This is a genomic window from Novosphingobium decolorationis (genome assembly GCF_018417475.1).
Lineage (GTDB): Bacteria > Pseudomonadota > Alphaproteobacteria > Sphingomonadales > Sphingomonadaceae > Novosphingobium > Novosphingobium decolorationis.
Map to the genome: position 1 here is coordinate 3,875,865 of NZ_CP054856.1, position 22,383 is coordinate 3,898,247.

Genomic DNA, 22,383 nt, shown 5'->3' on the forward strand with positions numbered 1-22,383 from the left:
GATCACTTCTTGTCGCTGCTCTCGGCGGAGGACTTGGGCGCCGCGGCATAGGGCATGGCCTCCTTCTCCTGCCCGAAGTTGAGCGGGAAGTCGTTGACCTGGCGCCACAGTTCGTAGCCCACCGTCACACGGTCGCCCTGGACCCAGCCCAGCACCTTGCTGCCCTGGCGCACGAAGCGCCGGTCGGGCCAGGCGGGGGCGTCGGGCAGAGGCTCGACCAGCACGCGGAACAGCCCGTCACCGCGCGGGGTGGGATCGACCGAGCGGACCTGACCGTCGTAGATGCCCAGCGCAAACCACGGCCAGCCGCTGAACTGGATCACCGGGAAGCCCTCGAATTCGAGGCGGACACGGCGGCCCGGCTCGACCATCGGGATGTCGCGCCCGTCAACATAGAGTTCGACCGCGCGCTCGATCTGTTCGGGCGCGATGGAGGCAAGGGTCGTGCCCGAGGAGATGAGTGCGCCCAGCGCCTCGCCGTTCAACTGCTGGATGCGGCCGCTGCGCGGCGCGGGCACGACTTGCGCGGACTGGCGGTTGAGCTGGACTTCGATCTGCTTGAGCTTGGCCCGCGCCTCGGCGAGCTTGGCTTCGGCATCGGCGACCTTGATCTGGGTCTGCTCGAAATCACGCCGTGCAGCCAGCCCTTCCTCGTAAAGCTGGCGGGTGCGGCGCACGTCGATCGAGGCGACCGCGCGCGACTGTTCGATGGCCTGGATCTGCGCCTCGACCTGCGCCTTCTCCGCCGAGAGACGGGTCAGGTAGTCGGGGTCGACATCGACCACGCGCACGACCGGGTCGCCCGCTTCGACATAATCGCCGTCATGGACGAAGAACTTGTCGACACGGCCGCTGACGAGCGAGGAGACCTGGCGCGGACGGTCGTCAGGGTCGAGCGCGGTGACTTGTCCGGGGCCTTGCGCGGTCTGCTGCCAGGGCACGAAGAGGATGGCGATGGACAGGACAAGGCCCATGGCGATGAGCCAGGCGACCACCTTGACCACGCGCGGGGGCTTGAGGCTCGTCAGCGAGGGAAAGTGCGCGATCTGCGCCTTGTCGAGAGTCACGAGCGGACCTCCTGCACGGCGACGTGATGGGTGAGCCCTTCGCGCGTGCTGAAGCGCCTCTGCTCATTCGCGCCCATCCAGAAGTAGGCATCCGGCGTGATTGCCTCGGGGCGGCCGGTGAAGAAGAGTACGGTGGTCTCTTCCTTGCGCAGGGCTTCCAGCGAGGCCTTGAGCCGTTCGGTCGGCATCATGTCGTAGAGCTGCGAGAGCAGCAGCACGCGCGGCGCGCTGAGCAGCGCGTTGGCAAGCTTGAGCTGCATGACCTCGACCGTGGTGAGCGGCGAGCCCGAACCGGCAAGCTGGGTGTCGAGGCCCTTGGGCAGGCTCGAGATGCGGGTGCTGAGCCCTACGGTTTCAAGGACGCGCATCATGGCCGCACCGTCGATCCCCTGGGGCTGTGCCAGGGCAAGGTACTCGCGGATGGTGACCTCGACGATGCTGGAGCGGTTGAGCACGGTGACCGCCGAGCGCAGCAGGTACATGTCGAAAGCGCCCATCTCGCTACCGCCGATGGAAATGAGGCCGCGTGAAGGGTGGGCGTGGCGCTTCAGCAGCATGGCGATGTGGTTCTCGACATCGGGCGCGGCGACGGCGACGACCTGCGCGCCGGCCTCCAGCGCGAAGTCGAGCCTGGTTCCCTGGATCTCCACGTTGCGCATCTGAACCGCGCCATCGCTCGGCGCGGTTCCGGTGCGGTCGATGCGCTCCTGGGGGATGGCGAAGATCAGCGAGAGTTCCTCCGAACTCGCCACCAGATCGTAGAAGGTGTCGAGGTACCAGCCCAGCTGGTAGATGCCGTAGAAGACGCCCGAGAGGATCAGCTCGGCCGCGACCAGCTGGCCGATCGAAAGCTGTCCGGCGAGGATCAGGTTGCCGCCCATCGCCAGCAGCGCCGCGCCTGCAAAGGCGTAGACGAGGAAGAAGCCGAGGGTCTGTGCAAAGCTGTAGCGGAAGTACTTCTTGTGCGCGCGGATGTAGTCCGCGGTGACCGCCTCGGAGCGGTCCATGGCGAAGTTGAGGTGGCGCGCGGACTTGTAGAAGCCGTTCGAGGCGCCGACCGTCTCCAGCCAGTGCGCAGCGTTGTGCTTGGCATGGCTGACGCCAACCGCGCCCGTGATCGCGCCGCGCCGCCAGAGCAGCCAGATGCCCCCGCAGGCCAGCACCAGGACCAGGTTGAAGGCCAGGAAGAAGGGGTGGTAGAAGCTCGTCACCATCAGGCCCACCGCGCCCTGCAGGACGATGGTGAAGGCGCCGATCACCAGACTGGGCACCGACTTCTGCACGATGGCAAGGTCGAAATAGCGGTTGAACAGGTGGCCGCGGTTTTCATCGGCAAAGAACGGGTTCTGCGCATGGACCGCGCGCACCGTGATCTCGGCGACGATGCGGGCAAAGATGCGCCGCTCGAAGATGGCGAGCAGGTAGATGCGCAAGGCGCTGAGGCCCGCCACGATCAGCAGGAGCGCGAAAAGTACGCCCGAGAGGATCCACAAGGGCGCGACAAGCGCCGTGCGCGCCACGCTGTTGATGAGAAGCTGGACCGAGATCGGCGTCGCCAGCGAGAGCAGGCTGATCGCAACGGTGTATACAATCCCGACATTCACATAGCCCGAATCCGGGCCGACAATCTCCGAAAGCCACACCGCGGCCTGCCGGAACCCCAAACGCTCAGCTACCAAAATTCAATCCTCTTCGAGGGTCCGCATTTGGCGCGGAGTCTATCCGCGGCCCGTGATGAATCCAACCGGGAAAGAGGGGCAGCAAAAGAACATTACGTTTGGCAAGGATCCGGCAGTGGGCGCAGGGCCGCTGGGGATGCAGGCAGCCTTCCGGAAAGGTACACTTTCCGGAAGGCTGTCGTTACCTGGATGGGCGCACGTTGCGCCCGCAAGGGCTCAGGTTGGAGTGCGCGTTCAGAAGCTCGCCTGGATCGAGGTGTAGAAGAAACGGCCTTCCGCGCTCGCCAGGCTCGCATCGTAGCCATAGGTCGCATCGAGGAAGGGCGGCTTGGAATCGAGCAGGTTGCGCACGCCAAAACGCACGCGGCTGCCCGAAAGGGCCCCCTCCTGGAAAGTGTGCTGGAGGTAGGCGTTCATGGTGAACCAGTCGTTGACCTTCCAGTACGCGTTGGTCTCGTCCTGCACGACGCCGGTGTCGTAGTAGGAGCCGACATAGCGCCCGAACAGACCTGCGGCCCAGCCGTCCTTCTTCCAGGTCAGCGTGCCCGAAGCCTGCCACTTGGGGCGCCCGTCGCGCTCGATGAGATCGCCCACGGCCTCGAGCGGGACTTCGGCCCCCAGCACCGACTGGATCTGCTGCGCCTGGGGGGAGAGCCCCTGGTAGGCCTTGTCGAGGTACGAGGCGTTGAACTTGATGTCGAAGCTGCCGAGCGGGGTCTCGGGCGGCTGGTAGTAGAGCCCGAAGTCGATGCCCGCACTGGTACGTGAGTCCAAGTTGGTGAAGAGGTCGTCGATCTGGACCATCTCGCCCAGCGGATCGAGCCCGCTGCCCTGGTAGAAGGCGATGTCATCGGCGGTGGGATCGGCGCGGTGCACGCCGGAAAGGCCGCCATTGCCCTGAAGGCGCGAGACATAGTCGAGCGCGGCGATGTTCTCCGCGCCGAAGATGCCGACGAGGTTGCGCTGCTTGATGTGCCAGTAGTCGACCGTCAGGGTCCAGCGCGGGGTCGGCGTGAAGACCGCGCCGATCGAGTAGCTGGCGTTCTTCTCCGGCTTGAGCTGCGTGTTGCCGAAACGGCGCTCTTCCACGCGGTCGTTGCCCGCGCACGCGCCCAGGCTCGCGATGTCGCCCTTGTTCACGCTCGCCTGGCAGGCGTAGTAGTCGATCACCGTGCTGACACGGGTGGTGACGTCGGTGTTGAGCTGTTCGAGGTTCGGCGCGCGGAAACCTTCGGCATAGGAGCCGCGGATCTGCAACTGGTCGAAGGGATACCAGGACGCGGCGAACTTGGGACGGAACACGCTGCCCACGTCCGAATAGTGCTCGAAGCGGCCCGCGAGCTGGAGGTTGAGCGCGCGCACCAGCGGCACGTCCATGTCGCGGCTGACGAGCGGGACAGCCAGTTCGGTAAAGGCGGAGTAGACATTGCGCGACCCGCTGGCATCGCCCGCCACGCTCGAGCCCATGATGTCGGACTGGTTGATCATCTCGCCGGTGACCGCGTCGATGAAGTTGGTGGTGCCATCGAGCCGGTCGTCGTAGTCCTCGCTGAAGCTGGTGCGGCGCCATTCCACGCCAAGCGCGATGCCGACATCGCCGCCCGGAAGCGAGAGCAGGCTGCCGTTGGAGACCTTGAAATCGGCAAGGGCCAGCGTGGTCTTGGCGTAGCGCGAAACGTCGACGAGGAAGCTGTCGATGGTTTCGGGCGAATTGATGCTGGCATCGCCCCAGTTGGGGTTGGCGAGGTCGCCGCCGTTGAACGGGTTGTAGCCGCTTGCATCGGTGCGGTTGAGCGCCTGGCTGAACAGCGTGTTGGAGATGCGGTCGAAGGTCACGTCCTTGGTCGTGGCCTCGGAATAGAGCCCGGCGGTGTCCCAGTCCCAGTTGCCCCAGGCACCCCGAAAACCGCCCAGCAGGCGGAAGCTGTCGTTGTCGACGCGGATGTGGCGAAGGCCTGCATCGACTACGCGGTAGTTGGTCAGCGTGAGGTCGACGCCCTCTTCGGGAATGTCGAAGCCCGACACGCGGTTGGGGTTGCCTGCGGCACCCAGCGGGTTCCAGTAGGCATCGCGTGAGATGTTGAAGCGGGCCGAACTCAGGATCGAGCTTTCGCCGCGGTACTCATCGGTGCGCGCACGGTAGTAACTGAGTTCGGAATAGAACTCGAAGTCGCCGAAGTCGTGGGTGATGAAGGCAAAGGCGTTGCCGCGCTTGATCCCCGGCGACATCGTGCGCGAGGAGTTGATGTCGTAGCGCAGGTCGCGCTGGAGGCTGCCATCGGCGATGCACAGGCCGTCCGACAGGGCGCCGCTGCACCCGGCCATGGAGCCGGGCTGGATGTGGAACACGCCGCCCGAACTGGTAAGGCCGGGCACTGCGTTGGCGGCGGTGAACTGGCCCCAGGGCGTGCTGCTGGAACGGTTGTCGAAGCTGAGGTCGCCGGCAAAGGGCGTGTCGGCGACGAAACCGCGCCGGTCGCTGGCGCCCGCATAGTCAAGTTCGCTCGCCCAGACCTTGGTGGCCTCGTAGTAGCTGAGCGCGAGCGAGAGGTGGGTGCGCCCCTCGTTGAAGGTCCAGCCACCCTGGAGGTCGGCGGAGTACTTCATCTTGTCGGTGTTTTCGGCAAAGCCCAGTTCGCCGCCGACGCGCAGGCCCTCGAAGCTGTCGTCGAGGACCGTGTTGATGACGCCCGCCACCGCGTCCGAACCGTAGATCGCCGAGGCGCCGTCGTGGAGCACTTCCATGCGCTTGATCCCGCGCACGGGCAGGGTGTTCATGTTGACGGTCGAGACCGGCACTGAATCCTCGGTCTGCGTGCCCGGATGCTGGACCAGGCGGCGGCCGTTCAGGAGGACCAGCGTGTTGCCCGAACCGATCGAGCGCAGGTTCACCGAGGCGACGTCCCCGCGCGCCGAGTGGACGCCGCCCGAGACCGTGTCGGTGCCGTTGAAGTTCATCGTGCCGTTGGCGGGCAGGGCCTGCAGCAGGTCGGCCGCCGAGGTCGGCGCGATCGCGCTGATGTCATCGTCGCTGACCACCGAGACCGGCAGTTCGCCGGCGGTCTTGAGGTTCTTGATCTGCGAGCCGACGACGACGATCTCGTTGGCGATGGCATCGTCCGAGGCCGGTGCAGGTGCGGTGTCCTGCGCGTGGGCGGCCAGCGGAAGTGCGGCCAGGCAACTGGTGATGAGCAGGCTGGCGCGCAGCCGGTGTGAACGTGCAGACAAGAGCATGGTCTATCCCCCTGGATGTTGGTTCGGGTCAGGCCGTCCGTGGGCGCTGACACAAATCTGCAACGGTGATCCGGGATTCGCCGGGGATGGTCCAATGATGGCTTTTCCTTGGGGTATAACCGTTGTCTATAAGGGGCGCGGTTGGCAGGAAAAGGAGGGCGGCCATGCGCTTGCGCCACATCGAGATCTTCCACGCGGTCTACGAGCAGGGCTCGATCAGCGAGGCAGCGCGCGCACTCAATGTCTCCCAGCCGTCTGTCAGCAAGGTCCTGCGCCATGCCGAGGACCAGCTTGGCTATGAGCTCTTCCAGAGGACCCGGGGGCGTCTTGTGGCGACCGAGGCGGCGCACGAACTCTTTGCCGAAGTGGCCGAGGTCTACAGCCGACTGGGGCGCTTGTCGCGCGCGGCGCGCAACATCGGCGCGCGCAAGGGTGGGCACCTGCGGGTCGCGGTACTGCCCTCGCTCGGCCTTGTCGTCGCACCGCGCGCGGTGGCGCGCCTGCGCCGCACGAATCCGGACGTGACCTTCGAGATCACCACACTCCACAGCCGCGAAGTGGAGCGCAGCCTGTTCGAGCGCGAGTGCGACGTTGCCATCGGCTATCGGGTGGTGCGGCAGGTCCCCTTGCGTCAGGTTCCCGTTGGAAATGCGGCACTTGTCGTGGTTGCGCCCAAGGGGGAGCTGGCGGGAGACGCGGCGCCGGTGGCAATGGAAGTGCTCGACGGGCGCGACTTCATTGGCCTTCGCGACAGTGGCCCGCTCGCCGATCTCTTCGTCAACGAGCTGACCCGGCTCGAGATCGTGCCCAACGAGATCGTGACCTCGCACACCTACTACACCGCGCTTGCCCTCGTTCGTGAAGGGCAAGGGGTGACGGTGACCGACGCCTATACCGCCGCGGCCCTCAGCGCGCCGGACCTCACCTTCCATGCGCTGGCCCCCGATGTGCGCGCGCCGATCAACGCGATCACGCTGGAGGATCCCCCGGCTCTGGCCCTGATCGAGCTCTTCGTGGAAGAAATGCGCGCGGTCATGGCCGAGGCGATGGAGGCCGTCCCCGTGGGTGTTGCCTTATAGACATCGGTTATGCCCCGACCAAGAAGCCGACATTGCCTTGGCCGCATAGAGGCGGCACACCATCGGCGTGCCCTCGCCAGATCCGCTTTGCCCTGCCTGTAATTAAGGTGTTGATGTGACTGCCTTTCGTTCGCCCCGTTCCCGCTTTGCCGCGCTGGCCTACGTGACCTGCGGGGCGCTGGCGCTGCTGGGAGCAGATGGCGCGGCGGTCGAGCCGCAGGGGGAGGCCGCGATCCGGGCTGTCCTTTCGGGGGGAGCCGAGGCGGAAGGGCGCGCGCAGCCGGGGTGCGTGTTCGGGGCCTTCGAGAAGGGGCGCATGGTGCGCCTTGTCGCGCAGGGGGAGGCCGATCTTTCCGCGCACCGCCCGCTCGATGCCGACACGCTCTTTTATGGCGCTTCGCTCAGCAAGCAGTTCACCGCGCTCGCCGCCGCTACGCTGGTGGTGCAGGGCAAGCTGGCGCTGGAGGATGACGTGCGCCGGTATCTGCCCGAACTGCCGGCCTATGCGCGTCCGGTAAGCGTGGGCATGCTGATGCACCACACCTCGGGCATCCGGGACTTCCTCGCGCTGCTGCGCCTCGCGGGCATGGAGGACGTCGGCAAGGCAAGCCGCGCGCAGGCGCTCGACCTGCTCTTCCGCCAGCAGGATACGGCCTTCACGCCCGGAAGCGCCTACAGCTATTCGAACGGGGGCTACCTGCTCCTTGCCGAGATCGTCGCGCGCGTCTCGGGACAGTCCTTTGCCGACTATGCGAACGCGGCCATTTTCCGCCCGGCCGGCATGCCCAATGCCTACTTTCTCGACAACGCGAACCCTGTGGAGGGCACCTTTGCGCACGGGTATCTGCCTGAGGGCGAGCACTTCGTCGCGCGCGATACCTTCCCGCGCTTTTCGGGGTCGGGCGGGCTGATGCTTTCGATGGCCGACTTGGCCGCGTGGGAGCGCGAAGTCGCGCAAGGCGGTTCTGTCTGGACACCCGCAGTCGCCGAGATTCTCCTGGCGCCGGGTCGGCTGGCCGATGGCCAGGTCCTCGATGATGGCAAGGGGCTGGCCTATGGCGGGGGCCTGCATATCGGGCGCAAGGGCGGCGAGCGGATCGTTACGCATGGCGGCTCGGCGCAGGCTTTCAAGCACGCCTATCTGCGCCTCCCCGACCGCGGGCAGTCCTTTGCGCTCCTGTGCAACCGGGGCGACTGGAAGGCGAGCGCGACGCTGGAAAAGGCGCTGGACGCGGTAGCTGTGCGCCGCCCCGGCATGCCCGAGATGCCCGCATCGGGAACTTATCATTCAGAGGAACTGAACGCCGACTACACGCTGGCGCGCGAGGGGAAGGGCCTTGCCGTCACCATCGCCTCGCCGCTGGTGGAGAGCCCGCGCGTGCTGCATTTTGCATCCCAGGATGACGGCGCGTTCCATGCAGGTTCGATGCGGCTTGCACCGACCCGGGATCCGGCGCGCCTGACCCTCAGCCGGGGACATTCGGGCGAACTTGTGCTGCTGCGCGGCGATGAAAGGAAGACGCGATGAAGACACTCTCGCTGCGTAAAGCCACGCTCGGCCTGCTGGCAGGTGCCGCCATTCTCGCGCCGCTTGCCGTTCATGGGGAAGGGCACGAGCCGGATGGCACCCTGACCGTGATCCGGGGCGGGACGATCTACGATGGCGCCTCGATGTCGCCTGTGACCGGAGACGTCGTGCTGCGCGGCGATGCCATCGTCTATGTCGGTCCGGCGCGTGCGGTGCCCGAAGGCGCCCGTGTGGTCGATGCCACGGGCAAGATCGTGGCGCCCGGCTTCATTGATCCGCACACCCACGCCCAGCGCTTCCTGGAGAGTGCGGGGGGCGAGGGGCGTCTCAACCTGCCCTGGCTGATGCAGGGCGTGACGACGATCTTCACAGGCGTCGACGGGGGCGGGACGAGCGAGGTGAAGGCCTTTCTCGACGATGTCGAGGCGCGCACGTTCGGCACCAATGTCGCGGCTTACGTCGGCTTCGGGCCGGTGCGCCGCGCGGTGCTGGACAACGATGCGCGCGCGCCCACAGGCGAGGAACTGGAACGCATGCAGGCGCTCGTCGCCAAGGGCATGTGCGAGGGTGCGCTCGGCCTTTCGACGGGGCTGTTCTATGCGCCGCAAAGCTTCTCGAAGACCGGGGAAGTGACCGCGCTGGCCCGCGAGGCGGCAAAGCGCGGGGGGGTCTACGACACCCACCAGCGCGACGAGGCCACCTACACCATCGGCATCGAAAAGTCGGTGGAAGAGGCGATCACCATCGGGCGCGAGGCGGGCCTGCCGGTCCACTTCGCTCACATCAAGGTGCTGGGCGTCGACGTTCACGGGACTTCCGGCGCGATCATCGCGCAGATCGAGAAGGCGCGCGCGCAGGGGCAGGACGTGACCGCTGACCAGTACCCGTGGGAGGCTTCGGGCACGAGCCTTCAGGCTTCGCTCCTGCCGGGCTGGGCGCAGGACGGCGGGCGCGTAGCGCTCCTGAAGCGCCTTGACGACCCGGCAACGCGCGAGCGGATCAAGGCAGAGATGACCGAGAACATGCGCCGCCGCGGCGGCCCGCACGCGCTGCTGCTCACCCATCCCGGCCACGAGTGGACCGCGATGCGTCTGGATGAGATCGCTGCACGCTGGGAGATCGACCCGCTCGACGCCGCGATCCGCATCATCCGTGACGGGGACCGCTCGGGCAAGCTTGTCTCCTTCAACATGGCCGAACGCGACATTGCCGCCTTCATGCGCCAGCCCTGGGTCGTCACCAGTTCGGACGGCTCGGAAGGCCACCCGCGCATGTACGCGAACTTCCCGCAGAAATACGCCAAGTACGTCAAGGCCGAGCACGTGATCGACCTCGCCACGTTCATCAATTCAAGCACGGGCCGGACCGCCGACATGTCCGGCCTCGCCGACCGGGGGCACCTCAAGGCCGGGTACAAGGCCGATGTCGTGGTCTTCGATCCGGACGGTTACCGGCCGGTCGCGACGTACGTATCGCCGCGCGAACTGACGGTAGGTGTGGATGCGCTTTTCGTGAACGGCCAGCAGGCGATCCGCGAGGGAAAGCCTACAGGACGCGCGGCGGGCAGGGCCCTTCGCCACACGCCGCCACCGGGTAGCTGCCCGGCCTGAGCCACGCCCCTCGCTGGGGTCGACACGATAGGACGAGGACGAGATGGACCATTCGCGATCCGCGAAGGGAGAGCCGCGCGCGCGCTCTGCGAAGGCGCCGCAAGAGGACGCTCCGGTCGATGTGGCCGTGCTCGGCGCGGGCGTCGTGGGGCTGTGCACGGCCTACGCGCTGGCGCGGCGCGGACTTCGCGTGGCCTTGGTCGAGCGTGCAGGCGAGCCGGGGCGGGGAACCTCCTTTGCCAACGGCGCGCAGCTCAGCTTTGCCTATACCGACGCGCTGGCGCAGCCTTCGCTCTGGCGCAAGCTGCCGGGTATGCTGGCCGGGCTTGACCCCGCGTTTCGCGTGCGGCCCTCGCTGGATCCCGAATTCCTGCGCTGGGGCCTTGCATTCCTGCGCAACTGCACCGCGGCGCGATTTTCCCGGCAGACCTGGGCAGCGCTGGAACTGGGCGTGGAATCGCAGGTCGCCCTGGCGGATCTGCGCGCGCGCCATCCCTTTGCCTTCAATCACGCGCGTCCGGGCAAGATGCACCTGTTCCGGGACGGCGCGGCGCTGGCGCGGGCCGAAGAGGTGTCGCACATGAAGCGCGAGGCGGGTTTTGAACAGCATGTCGTGGGGGCTGCGCAGGCGCGCGAGATCGAACCTGCGCTCGCCGAGGCGGGGGACTTCGTTGGCGCGCTCTGGACGCCGGAGGAGGAAGTGGGGGATCCCTATCTCTTCTGCCGTGGACTGCTGGAGGTGCTGACGCGCGAATACGGCGTCGCTGCGCAGTTCAATTTTGCCGCCGGCGCGCCGCTGGTTTCGGCAGACGGCGTGGCGATCCCCGCCAGGGGCTCGCCACGAACCATCCGGGCGCGGCGCATGGTGGTGTGTCTGGGCATCGATGCGCCCGACTATCTTTCCTCGCTCGGCATTCGCGCGGCGATCCAGCCGATGAAAGGGTACAGTTTTACAGCCCCGCTCGGTGCCCATGCTCCGCACGTCAGCCTGACAGATACGGCGCGCAAGATCGTGTTCTGCCGCCTTGGTGAGACCATGCGGATTGCCGGGTTGGCCGAACTCGGCGTGCACGATGCGGCGGTCGATCCGGCGCGGTTGCGGGCGCTGGTCGAGGGCGCGCGCGCGGGTCTCCCCCAGGCCGCGCGCTACGACGAGGCGGGACAGGGCTGGGCAGGCCTGCGCCCAATGCGCCCGGACAGCGTGCCCGAGGTGCGGCGCGCGGGCGAGCGGATCTTCCTCAATATCGGGCACGGCATGCTCGGCTGGACCTTCGCGGCGGGCTGCGGCGAACGCGTTGCCGGGCAGGTTCTGGCCGCAACCCGCGAGACACAGTGAAAGAAGGACTTATCCCATGACCACGCCGACCCGTCCCCCGCTCAGCCGCTTTCGCCGCGCGGGTGATCTCGTCTTCACCTCGGGCCAACTGCCGCGCGGCGACGATGGCGCAATCGTGCCCGGTGACATCACCGTCCAGACGCGCCAGGCGCTGGCGAACCTGGAGGCCGTGCTCGCGGAGGCAGGCGCGCGGCTCGGCCAGGTCGTCAAGGTGACCGCCTGGCTGACCGATGCGGCGCACATGGCCGGCTTCAACGCGGTTTACCGTGAGGTCTTCGGCGAACCCTTTCCCGCCCGATCCACCGTCATCAGCGGCCTTGTTGCCGGGGATGTCGAGATCGAGGCGGTGGCCTGCCTGGCGTGACCCCACCCACCCCCAGACCGGGCAGGTCATAGAAGAAGAGGCGCTGCGTCCACGGGGATGCAGCGCCTCTTTATAGGATGGCCCGCCCCTTTTCCCCGGCAGCGGGTATGATGCCGGTGCTTGAGAAGGGAAAGGAACGGACCGATGTCTATTGTGATCCTTGGCGTTGATCTGGGCAAGAACGCTTGCAGCATCGTCGGTGTGGATGCGACCGGGGCGGTTGTCCTGCGCCGGTCGATGCGCCGACAAACATTGATCGATTACGTCTCGAAGCTACCAGCATGCATTGTAGCGATGGAGGCGTGTTGCGGCGCTCATCATATGGGCCGTCTCTTCGCCGGTCATGGGCACGAGATCCGGCTGATGTCACCGGAATACGTTCGCCCTTACGTGAAAGCGCAGAAAAATGACGACCGGGATGCCGAAGGCATCGCTGAGGCAGCATCACGCCCGACGATGCGCTTCGTAGAACTCAAAAGCCAGGATCAGTTAGATATCCAGACCCTTCACCGCGTCCGGTCCCGTTTGGTGGCTGAGCGCAGGAGCCTGATCAACCAGTTGCGCGCCATCATGCTGGAGCGCGGCACGATTTTTCCGGTTGGTCGCCGCAAGCTGGAACTCGGTGTTGATGCTTTGCTCCTTCAGGGGGAGGCAGGGTTGTCCCCTCGAATTCGCCGGCTCATCGGCGATCTTCGTACAGAATGGCGACACCTCGACGAGAAAATCGAGAGCCTGAACGCCGAGTTTGTTGAACTTGCCCGCAATGATGCCGCCGCCCGGCGTCTGACATCCATCCCCGGAATCGGGGTGCTCAACGCCACCGCGCTGATCGCAGCGGTCGGCAATGCCGGTAGCTTCGCCAAGGCCCGAGATCTGGGGGCATGGCTTGGTCTTGTCCCACGCCAGCATACCACCGGAGGCAAACCACGACTGCTGGGCATCTCGAAACGCGGCAACACCTACTTGCGAACCCTGCTGATCCATGGTGCCAGGGCCAGCCTGCCCTCGATCTCTCGAAGTGACACACCGCTCGGGCGATGGCTCAAAGCGATGCTGGAACGAGGTGTTCACCGCAATGCTGCCGTGGTCGCCCTGGCCAATAAGCTGGCGCGGATCGCCTGGGCCGCTTTGCGCAAGGGCGCAACCTTCGAACGCAGCTACCCCGTCGCCGTTTGAACCGATCGGCCTGATGCTCATCTGGGCATAGGCCAACGTTGTTTGCAGGAAGGATTGGAAAGATGGCCTGACAGTCGACCAGCATCTGGAAAGCCCGGTCAAAAAAATGGCACTTGCTGCCGACGTCTTTATTGCGGCTCCAGATGCGCGGATCTCCATCTTGGCCACGGGCTTGCTCGTGAGACCGTATACGTTGACGCAGACTGATCAGATCACCTCAAAATCATGCTTGCAAACGGGGCGGGCCATACGTTTTTTGAAGGGGGGAAGGAGAGAGAATCCGAGGGTCATTGCCCTCGGGCTCCCCGAACTGTCGACCTCACCCTGCGTGCGCAACCTTGGTCGAAGAAGGTGATGGCACCCGGTTTTGGGGCAAGGGGGGATGACCCCTTGTTCGCCTGCTTTTCTGCTTCAGACGTCGTCGGCCGAGATATACTCCTCGACGTCGATCTCGCCCGCCATGCGGCCGACTGCCACTGCGACGGTGGCATCGCCGGTGACGTTCGTCATCGTGCGCGCCATGTCGAGCAGGTGGTTGATCCCAGCGACAAAGGCGATGGTCTCCAGCGGCACGCCGATGGAGGCAAGGACAAGGCTCATCATCACGAGGCCAGAGCCCGGCACACCCGCCGCGCCGATCGCGCCGAGCGTCGAGGTGAGGGCGATCATTACGTAGGAGAACCAGCTCAGCTCGATGCCGTAGGCCTGCGCGCCGAACAGCGCGATGACGCCCAGGTACATCGCGGTGCCGTTCATGTTGATCGTTGCGCCCAGTGCCACGGTGAAGCTGGCGATGGAGTTGGAAACGCCCAGGTTCCGCTCGACGCAGCGCAGCGTGACGGGAAGCGCGGCGTTGGAGGAGGCGGTCGAGAAGGCGACGGCCTGCGCATCGATGATGCCGCGGTAGAAATCGCGCACTGGCAGGCGCGCGATGCCCTTGAGGATCAGCGGGTAGACGATGCCCAGGATGATTGCACAGCCCAGGTAGTTGAGCCCGACCAGCTTGGAGAGCGGCACCAGCGCTTCGAACCCGAACGTCCCCGCGACCCAGGCGATCAGCGCGAAGACGCCCAGAGGCGTCAGTTCCATCACGAAGATGGTCATGTTCTGCATGACGACCGAGCCCGCGTTCATCGCCTTGGCGAGCGGCTTGCCCTCTTCGCCCGAGACGAGAATGGCCATACCGAACAGCACGGAGAAGACGATGACGGGCAGGATCGAGCCCTGCGCCATGGCCATGATCGGATTCTCCGGCACGAGCCCCACGATCATCGCGATGAGCGACTGGTCGGGCGCTTCGGGTACGGCACTGCCGGCGGGAAGGGCAATGGAGAGCCCCTCGCCCGGCTGGGCCAGCGTGGCGAGCCCCATGCCCAGTGACACCGAGATCAGCGCGGTGCCCATGAAGAGGAGGAGCGCCCGCCCGCCGACCTTGCCCAGGCGCCCGATGTCACCCACCGCGGTGATCCCCGAGACCAGCGAGAAGAAGATGAGCGGCACCACCAGCATCTTGATCGCACGGATGAAAAGATCGCCGATCCAGCGGATCGCGTTCGCCTGCTCGCCCAGCGCAAGGCCGGCCAGAATGCCCAGGACAAGGGCGGCAAGGACGCGTTTCCAGAGCGGGGTCGTGAACCAGGCTTTCAGCATCGGGCGGGGCGTCCTTGTCGGTCTGCAGAAGGGGGGGGAGCGAGGGGGATACCAGAAGGCGGCCAAGCCTGCGCTGCCAAGACTTGGGCAGCCCATAACCCATGTCTATCAACGCCTTTCTGCGCGTGGAGCGAAGATACCTGGACGCAACAGGCCCCGCATGTCGGATCGGACATGCGGGGCCTGGGGTCGGGACGGCGGAAGGGTGCGGATCAGTAGTCGATGCTGAAGCGCAGGCCGTAACTGACCGGACGCGCGGGCTGGGCGATGTCCGCGCTGGTGAAGTAGTTGCGGGTGAGGTCGTACTTCTCGTTGAAGATGTTGCGGCCCCACAGGCTGAGCGTCCAGGGCCCGTTGGTGGGCGCCAGCTGCAGTTCGGCGTTGACCACGAAGTAGGCCGCGATGTCGAAGGTCTCACCCAGCCACGAGGGGTATTCGTCGCGGAAGGAGTACGTCGCGGATGGCGTCAACGTGTAGTCGCCCATCGGGATCGCGTAGCGCATCGACCCGCCCAGCGAGAGGTTGGGGAAGGGGATGTCGGTGTGTGCGCGGTCGGTGTAGACGGCTTCGCCCACTAGGTTCGAAGCGGGCACGTCGAGATCGAAGAACTCGAGGTAGCGTCCCTTCTTGTAGCCCACGTACTGCGTGACGGTGACGCCTTCGGCGGGGGTCACGACCACTTCGAGTTCGGTACCCCAGATGCTCGACTTGGGCGCGTTGGCAAAGCGCCCGACCGCGCCGTTGTCGCCCCAGACCGCCGAGAGCACCTGCTGGTCGCGGTAGTCGTAGTAGAAGAACGAGCCGTTGATCTGGAAGGTGCGCGAGGGGTTGGCCTTGAAGCCGACTTCGTAGGCGTAGAGCGTTTCAGGCGCAAAGGGCTCGATGCCGCTCTCGTTGCCGGTGTTGTAGGTGGTGAAGCCGCCCGACTTGGTGCCCTTGCTAGCCGAGGCGTAGAGCAGGAGGTCGTCACTCGGCGTGAATTCGAACGCGAGCTTGCCGGTCAGCGGCTTCATCGAGGTGGACACGTCGGTCGGCGGCAGGGCCTGCGCGCCACCAAAGGCGGAGCCAAAGCCCTGGAGCTGGCGCTTTTCATACTCGTAACGAAGCCCGGCAATGGCCTTGAAACGCGGCGAAAAGGCGTATTCGAGCTGGCCGAAGCCGCTGATCGATTCCACCTTCTGCGCATAGTTCACGCGGGCGTAGGTGCCATAGACATCGACGAAATCGGAGTAGTAGCGCTCGTCGAGGTTCTGCTGCGAATAGTAGGCGCCCACCACCCAGGTCAGCGGACCGGGCTGCGAATTGCTGAGGCGGACTTCCTGGGCAAAGACATCGACATCGCTGCCGAAGAAGGTGTCCGCCTCGACCGACGCCGAGCTATCCCAGTCGGCGAACTGTTCGCGGTGGAGCCAGTCGTAGGCGGTGACACTGGTCAGTGTGACAGAGCCGAAGTCATAGGACAGATTTGCCGAAGCGCCCCAGGTCTCGTTGTTGACGCCGGGCACGTCGCCGACCGAGAGTTCGGTGTCGGCCAGCAGCTGCGGGGAGAGGCCCCAGCCGGTCGCGAAGCGGTCGGTGTCGGCCGGAATGACCGGCCCTGCGCCGGCCTGCGTGGGCAGGTCGTTGAGGAGGTAGAGACCGGTGGCCTCGGATGTGTCGCGCCCGTAGTGGAAATCGAGCAGGCCCGAAAAGCCACTGCCCACAGGTTCGATGGCGAGCAGGGCGCGGCCTGCCCAGCGGTTGGCATCGCCGATCTCTTCGCCCGTGTCGCGGTTGTACTGGTAGGCGCCGCCCTGCTGCGTCGCGCCCGAGACGCGCAGGTTGATGCCCTCCGTGATCGGACCCGAGACGTAGGCCTCGCCGCGCACCGCATCGAAGCGGCCATATTCGACCATGCCGCCCGCGGTGAAGTGGTCGGTCGGCTTGTTGGTGGTGAAGTTGACCGCGCCGCCCGTCGTGTTGCGTCCGTAGAGCGTGCCCTGCGGCCCGCGCAGAACCTCGACCCGCGCGACGTCGAAGATGAGCCCCTGCGTCATCACCGGCACCGGGTAGGCCACTTCGTTGACGTAGACGCCGACGGTGGGCGAGTTGTTCGAGGCGTAGTCCTGGAAGCCCACGCCGCGCAGGCGAAACTGCGCCGCGCCGCCGCCGAAGGCGGGCTCGATCTCGAGGCTGGGCGTCGCGTCCTGCAGCTGGTTGACGTTGGTGACGCCGCGCTGCTCCAGTTCATCGCTGCCGATGACGCTGAGCGCGATGCCCACGTCCTGCGCATTCTGTTCGCGCCGCTGCGCGGTCACGACGATGCTTCCATCCCCGTTCTCGGATACCTGTGCATAGGCGGGCGCGCAGAGCGTGGCAGCCACGATCGCGCCGATTGCCGTCCGACCCAAATACGTCTTCATGTCAGCTCCCTTGTATTTGGTGAACGCATGATTGCGTTTCCCCCCCGTTTCAGGCCTCTCCCAAGGGCCTTCGACCGCAACCCTCTGTCTCGCGGTCGGACGCCATAGTGCTGTTTTCGTTCTCGTATCAGTGAATTTTCGCCAGCGTGTCGGCGATGGTGACCGCGATCTGTTCGAAGTGATCGGGCGTGGCGATGAGCGGCGGCGACAGCGCGACGATGTCGCCTGTGACCCGGATCAGGACACCGGCATCGAAGCAGGCGTGGAACAGTTCCATCGCGCGCGCGCCGGGTGCGCCCTCGCGCGGGGCCAGCTCGATCCCGGCCACCATCCCCAGGTTGCGCACGTCGATGACGTGGCGCGCATTGGCGAGGGCGTGGAAGATGTCCTCGAAGATGCCTTCGAGCGAGGCGGCGCGCTCGAACAGCCCTTCACCCTCGTAGACATCGAGCGAGGCAAGCGCGGCGGCGGCGGCCAGCGGGTGGCCCGAATAGGTGTAGCCGTGGAAGAACTCGATCCCCGGAGCCGCGGACTGGGTGACCGCCTCGTAGATGTCCTGGCGCACGGCGGTGCAGCCCATCGGGACCGCCCCGTTGGTAAGGCCCTTGGCGGTGGTGATGATGTCGGGCGTGACACCGAAGCGCTGCGAGGCCGTAGCTGCGCCCAGCCGCCCGAAGCCGGTGATCACCTCGTCGAAGATAAGGAGGATGCCGTGCTCCTGCGTGATCGCGCGCAGGCGTTCGAGATAGCCTTTGGGCGGGACGAGGACCCCGGCCGAGCCCGACATCGGCTCGACCATGACCGCCGCGATGGTCTCGGCGCCGTACTCCTTGATGAAGTCGAGCAGCTCGTCGGCAAGGTCCGCGCCGGTGTCTGGCTGGCCACGTGTGAAGGCGTTGTTCGCGATGTCGAGCGTGGCCGAGAGGTGACTGAAGCCCGGCAGCAGCGGAAAGCCGCGCGCGTTGTTGGGCAGGCCGCCCACCGAAATGCCGCCAAAGCCTACGCCGTGGTAGCCGCGCTGGCGCCCGATGATGCGCTTGCGCGCCGGTTCGCCGCGGGCCTCATGGTAGGCGTAGGCGATCTTCAGTGCCGTATCGCCAGCCTCCGAGCCCGAGTTTCCGAAGAAAAAGCGATTGATCCCCTTGGGAAAGATCGTCTCCAGCCGCTGTGCGAGCTGGAACACCTTGGGGTGGCCGAGCTGGAAGGTCGGCGCAAAGTCGAGCTCCTCGGCCTGTTCGCGGATGGCCGCGATAATCGGGCCACGGGCGTGCCCGGCATTGACGCACCACAGGCCCGAGGTGCCATCGAGAATCTCGTTGCCCTTCGTATCGCGATAGTGGCAGCCGCTGGCCGAGGCGAGTAGCCGCGGCATCGCCTTGAAGCCGCGGTTGTCGGTGAAGGGCATCCAGAAATTCGCGAGGTCGTCCACAGAACTGGCATCCTATGCTTGAGCAATTGATGACAGAGTGATGGCAATTGCGGCCGTGCGACAAGTCTATTTCTTGCGTTGCAAAAAACATGCGGCAATGCACCGCAAAATAGACTTTTCTGCAATTTGGCGATCAGCATATTGAGCGAGTTGCATCACGCCTGCCTCTTTTCTTCTAGAAGCTGGGCGGGGTGCAGGCGCTCACCACGATGCACGGTTCCTTGCCGGTATTGCGGAAGCGATGGGGCAACTGGCTGGAGAAGAGATAGGCATCGCCCACCTGCAGAACGCGGGTTTCGTCATCGACCGTCACTTCCAGTTTACCCGAGATGATGACGCCCGCTTCCTCGCCTTCATGGGTGAGCATCACCCGCCCGCTTTCCGAGCCCGGCTGGTAGGTTTCGTAGAGCATCTGGATCGAGGAACTGCCGCTCTGGCCCACCTGGCGATAGCTCACGCCGCCGCGTCCGATCTCTGAAAGGTCATTTCTTTTGAAGAATATGCTGCGATCCTCGGTGACGTCGAGGTTGAAGAATTCGCCGAGCGTCATGCCGATTGCATCGAGGATGCGCTTGAGCGATCCGACCGAGGGGTTGGTGCGGCCGCCCTCGATCAGCGAGATCGTGCTGCTGGGTACGCCGGCCAGTTTGGCCAGGGCTCTCTGGCTGATGTCCTTGCGCTCGCGCACGGCGCGCAGGCGCACGCCTACTTCGTCCTTCATGTAAGGTAACTCCCTGTTCCAGGGGCACTGGCCTTATCTGTTCTGGTGCGGCCCCAGTCGTTTTGTCTGGAATGGGACAAGCCTATGTGACGGTTTGAGGATGATCAATATTTCATATTGGTTGCAGTGCAAAAAACAGTCTTGTGACCAGACCGCCTTCGATGTGTACTCATGGCATTCGCAGGAACGGGGGTTTCATGCACATCAAGACATCACTTCGCCTTGCATCGGCCCTTCTGGTGCTTGCACTGCCGGGCGCGGCCATGGCTGCGCAAGGTCCGTTGCCGCCGCCGCTCGAAGAGGAAGTCAGCGACGTGGCGGTCATGGGCGCGCCCGGGCCGCACCGGCTGGTGCTGGCGGGCGGCTTCGGTTCGGGCGGCGCGCAGATCCGCGACGGCGAGGACGGCAAGCTCCTGGGCACCGTATCGCTCGGCGGCCTCGCCAACATCGCCTATGCGCCCGACCAGTCCCGCATCTACGTGGCCGAGACGATCTGGACCAAGGGCAACCGCGGTACGCGCCAGGACATGATCAGTGTCTATGACGGCCGGACGCTCAACCTTCAGGAAGAGATCACCCTGCCGGGCCGGGTCTTCATGGTTCCGCGCCGCACCAACTTCTCGATCAGCACCGACGGCGCGCGCGCCTACATGTACAACTTCGATCCTTCCGCCTCGGTCAACGTGGTGGACCTTGCAAGCGGAGATGTGCAGGTGGTCGATACGCCCGGCTGCGCCCATGCGATGGCCTGGGGAAGGACCGGCTTCGCAGTCATCTGTGGCGACGGTTCGATCGGCTCGGTCGATACGGCCAAGGCGCTCGAACTCAAGCGCTCGGCCGCGTTCTTCGATGCGGAGAACGATCCGCTCTTCGAGGAAGCCGCGATCGATCCCAAGGCGGGCAAGGGGGTGTTCCTGTCCTACACAGGTGTCATCCACGAGGTGTCGCTTGAGGACGCGAAGGAAGTGGCGGCCTGGCCGATCCAGGAGGCCGCGGGGCTCGAACTGGCGCGCCCCGACGACCTGCAGTTGGCCTGGCGTCCCGGGGGCAGCGTGGTTTCCGCCTGGCATCACGCGAGCAATCTCCTCTTCGTGCTGATGCACCCGGGTGAGCACTGGACGCAGAAGGAAAAGGGGACACAGCTCTGGGTCGTCGATCTGACCAAACGCGAGGTCGTGGAGCGCGTGCCGCTCAAGACCCCGGTGACCTCGGTTGAGGTCAGCCAGGATGCTGAGCCCTTGCTCTACCTCGTCACCGAGGATGGCGGCCTGGAAGTCCTCAATGCGCTCGATCGCAGCGAGAAGACCTCGGTCAGCAACGTGGGATCGGTCGTGCCGGTCACCCCGATGCCATGAGCGTGCTCGACACCGGCCTTCTCCTTGCCACCGGGGCAGGGGCCCTGCGCTTCGGGACCGCGCTGCTTCTCGTAGGCGCTGTGCTTCCCAAGCTGCGCAACCGCTCGGCCTTCGCAGGCGTGGTCGCCAACTACAAGCTGCTCCCGCGCCCTCTGGTGGGCGTGGTGGCAGGGCTGCTTCCCTGGCTTGAACTGGCGCTCGCCGCGGCGCTTCTGGTGCCGCTGACGGCCTCGCTGGCGGCCTTCAGTGCGGCGCTGCTGCTCACGCTCTTTGCCGCGGCCATCGCCATCAACATCAGCCGCGGGCGTGCGCATATCGACTGCGGCTGCCGGGGCGATGAACTGCGCCAGCCGCTACGCGCCGGCATGGTCGTGCGCAACTTTGTCTGGGCGGTGCTTCTGATCGGCTCGGCCGGGATTGGCGGGCTCGCGCCTGCCTCCATGGCGCAGGGGCTTGCGCTCCTCGTGGCTCTTACGGCCGGTATGCTGGGCGCGGTGCTGCTCCACATTCTCGAAATCTTCTGGGCGCTGCCGGCTCGGCGCGCCCGCCCCCAAGCCGGAGGCTGACCGATGCTTCTTGTCACCACTGCCCTTGTCCTGCTCTGGATGCTGGTCATCGCCATGGCCTTCGTGATCCTGGCGCTGGCCCGCCAGATCGGCGTCCTTCACGAACGCCTTGCGCCTGTCGGCGCGCTCGCCACCGCGCAAGGGGCTCAGGCGGGCGAGCAGGCCCCCGTCATGCCCGGCCATCTGCTGGGCGGCGGCACGATCGAGATCGGGGGGGCGCTTGCCGCAGGTTCGCTGCGCCTGCTGCTCTTCGTCGCGCCGTCCTGCCCGATCTGCAAGAAGCTCATCCCCATCGCGCTCGACGTGGCGCGTGACGAGCGTGTCGATCTCGTCTTCGTCGGGGATGAGGACCCGGACGAGCAGCGCCGCATGATCGAGCGCCATGGCCTTGCGGGCCAGACTTTCGTCAACGGGCCCGAAGTGGGGATGGCCTTTGCCGTTGCCAAGCTGCCCCACGCGATCCTGCTCGATGACGCGGGCAAGGTCGTCGCGCGCGGCCTCGTCAACAGCCGCGAGCATCTGGAGAGCCTGCTGGTCGCGCACGAGACCGGCCATTCCAACGTGCAGAGCTACCTGCGCGCGAGCCGCGCCCCGGCGCTGGAGGCCGCCGAATAAGGCGCGCCCTGCAAGGAGAATTGCACCCATGAACTGGAAACTCATCGACAGCGCCAGCGAGAAGCTCTCGCGTGGGCTGGCCAAGGGCACCTCACGCCGCTCGCTTCTGGCCAAGATCGGCGGCGCGGCAAGCTTTGCCCCCTTCTTCCCGGTGCTGCCCGTGGCCCGCGCGCAGGACGCCGATGTGCCGCTCAGCAACTTTGCGCGCACCGCGCAGACCAAGGACGATACGCAGTGCAACTACTGGCGCTACTGCGCCATCGACGGGGCGCTGTGCACCTGCTGCGGGGGCGGCATCCACACCTGTCCGCCGGGGACCGAAGCCTCGCCCACATCCTGGGTCGGCACCTGCCGCAACCCCGAAGACGGACGCTCGTACCTCATCGCCTACCGCGATTGCTGCGGGGCGAGCATGTGCCAGACCGATTGCCACTGCGACGGGACCGAGCGCGAGATGCCCGCTTACCGCCCGATGGCCGACAACGAGATCATCTGGTGCTTTGGCACCAAGTCGATGAGCTACCACTGCTCCACGGCCGCGCTCGTCGGGCCGGTATGACGGAGGGGCTTGC

General features: G+C 65.8%; 17 protein-coding genes. 10 read left to right on the forward strand and 7 right to left on the reverse strand.

Annotated features, from left to right (window positions below; all coding sequences use genetic code 11):
* Window positions 1-2 precede the first annotated feature (2 nt).
* The 3 genes from HT578_RS17950 to HT578_RS17960 all read right to left on the reverse strand — a co-directional run bounded on the left by HT578_RS17950 (window position 3) and on the right by HT578_RS17960 (window position 5,980).
* Entirely contained in the window at window positions 3-1,067 is a 1,065-nt protein-coding gene (locus HT578_RS17950; protein WP_213500945.1) for an efflux RND transporter periplasmic adaptor subunit, read from the reverse strand.
* Window positions 1,064-2,746 carry an ATP-binding cassette domain-containing protein gene (locus HT578_RS17955; RefSeq protein WP_213500946.1) on the reverse strand — a complete coding sequence of 561 codons (1,683 nt, stop codon included), beginning with the start codon at window positions 2,744-2,746 and terminating at the stop codon, window positions 1,064-1,066. The genes HT578_RS17950 and HT578_RS17955 overlap by 4 nt, the downstream gene beginning before the upstream one ends.
* 234 nt (window positions 2,747-2,980) lie before the next feature.
* Window positions 2,981-5,980, reverse strand: a complete 3,000-nt coding sequence (locus HT578_RS17960; RefSeq protein ID WP_213500947.1) for a TonB-dependent receptor domain-containing protein — start codon at window positions 5,978-5,980, stop codon at window positions 2,981-2,983.
* A gap of 164 nt (window positions 5,981-6,144) precedes the next feature.
* On the opposite strand from HT578_RS17960, the gene HT578_RS17965 reads away from it, so the two are divergent.
* From HT578_RS17965 to HT578_RS17990, 6 genes are all read left to right on the forward strand, one after another.
* Window positions 6,145-7,059: a LysR family transcriptional regulator gene (locus tag HT578_RS17965; protein WP_213500948.1), complete on the forward strand. Its 915-nt coding sequence runs from the start codon at window positions 6,145-6,147 to the stop codon at window positions 7,057-7,059.
* Between the two features lie 115 nt (window positions 7,060-7,174).
* Entirely contained in the window at window positions 7,175-8,587 is a 1,413-nt protein-coding gene (locus HT578_RS17970; RefSeq protein ID WP_239026343.1) for a serine hydrolase domain-containing protein, read from the forward strand.
* A complete protein-coding gene (locus tag HT578_RS17975) occupies window positions 8,584-10,197 on the forward strand; it encodes an N-acyl-D-amino-acid deacylase family protein (protein WP_213500949.1) in 1,614 nt (537 codons plus the stop codon). Before HT578_RS17970 ends, HT578_RS17975 begins: the two co-directional genes overlap by 4 nt.
* A gap of 43 nt (window positions 10,198-10,240) precedes the next feature.
* Entirely contained in the window at window positions 10,241-11,533 is a 1,293-nt protein-coding gene (locus HT578_RS17980; protein WP_213500950.1) for an FAD-dependent oxidoreductase, read from the forward strand.
* A 16-nt stretch (window positions 11,534-11,549) separates the two neighbouring features.
* On the forward strand, window positions 11,550-11,897 hold the full coding sequence (locus tag HT578_RS17985; protein WP_213500951.1) for a RidA family protein: 348 nt from the start codon (window positions 11,550-11,552) through the stop codon (window positions 11,895-11,897).
* Window positions 11,898-12,041: 144 nt separating this feature from the next.
* Complete coding sequence (locus tag HT578_RS17990) at window positions 12,042-13,073, forward strand: IS110 family RNA-guided transposase (RefSeq protein ID WP_009823918.1); 1,032 nt, start codon at window positions 12,042-12,044, stop codon at window positions 13,071-13,073.
* A 411-nt stretch (window positions 13,074-13,484) separates the two neighbouring features.
* On the opposite strand, the gene HT578_RS17995 is transcribed toward HT578_RS17990, so the two are convergent.
* From HT578_RS17995 to HT578_RS18010, 4 genes are all read right to left on the reverse strand, one after another.
* Entirely contained in the window at window positions 13,485-14,723 is a 1,239-nt protein-coding gene (locus HT578_RS17995) for a dicarboxylate/amino acid:cation symporter (RefSeq protein ID WP_213500952.1), read from the reverse strand.
* 212 nt (window positions 14,724-14,935) lie between these two features.
* The gene (locus tag HT578_RS18000) at window positions 14,936-17,125 is read right to left on the reverse strand and encodes a TonB-dependent receptor (RefSeq protein ID WP_213500953.1); all 2,190 of its coding nucleotides are present in this window, start codon (window positions 17,123-17,125) and stop codon (window positions 14,936-14,938) included.
* 127 nt (window positions 17,126-17,252) lie between these two features.
* Window positions 17,253-18,554, reverse strand: coding sequence for an omega-aminotransferase AptA (gene aptA / locus HT578_RS18005; protein WP_239026344.1), 1,302 nt, complete (start codon window positions 18,552-18,554; stop codon window positions 17,253-17,255).
* A gap of 175 nt (window positions 18,555-18,729) precedes the next feature.
* Window positions 18,730-19,275 (reverse strand): cupin domain-containing protein, encoded by a 546-nt coding sequence (locus tag HT578_RS18010; RefSeq protein WP_039388413.1) that lies wholly within the window; start codon window positions 19,273-19,275, stop codon window positions 18,730-18,732.
* A 197-nt stretch (window positions 19,276-19,472) separates the two neighbouring features.
* Here HT578_RS18010 and HT578_RS18015 point away from each other — a divergent pair, with 197 nt between their 5' ends.
* From HT578_RS18015 to HT578_RS18030, 4 genes are read left to right on the forward strand one after another with little or no spacing between them, the layout of a single operon-like run.
* Entirely contained in the window at window positions 19,473-20,630 is a 1,158-nt protein-coding gene (locus HT578_RS18015) for an amine dehydrogenase large subunit (protein WP_213500954.1), read from the forward strand.
* Window positions 20,627-21,196 (forward strand): MauE/DoxX family redox-associated membrane protein, encoded by a 570-nt coding sequence (locus tag HT578_RS18020; RefSeq protein WP_213500955.1) that lies wholly within the window; start codon window positions 20,627-20,629, stop codon window positions 21,194-21,196. The genes HT578_RS18015 and HT578_RS18020 overlap by 4 nt, the downstream gene beginning before the upstream one ends.
* A 3-nt stretch (window positions 21,197-21,199) precedes the next feature.
* Window positions 21,200-21,811: a methylamine dehydrogenase accessory protein MauD gene (gene mauD / locus HT578_RS18025; protein ID WP_039388407.1), complete on the forward strand. Its 612-nt coding sequence runs from the start codon at window positions 21,200-21,202 to the stop codon at window positions 21,809-21,811.
* A 28-nt stretch (window positions 21,812-21,839) separates the two neighbouring features.
* A complete protein-coding gene (locus tag HT578_RS18030) occupies window positions 21,840-22,370 on the forward strand; it encodes a methylamine dehydrogenase light chain (protein WP_039388406.1) in 531 nt (176 codons plus the stop codon).
* Window positions 22,371-22,383 lie beyond the last annotated feature (13 nt).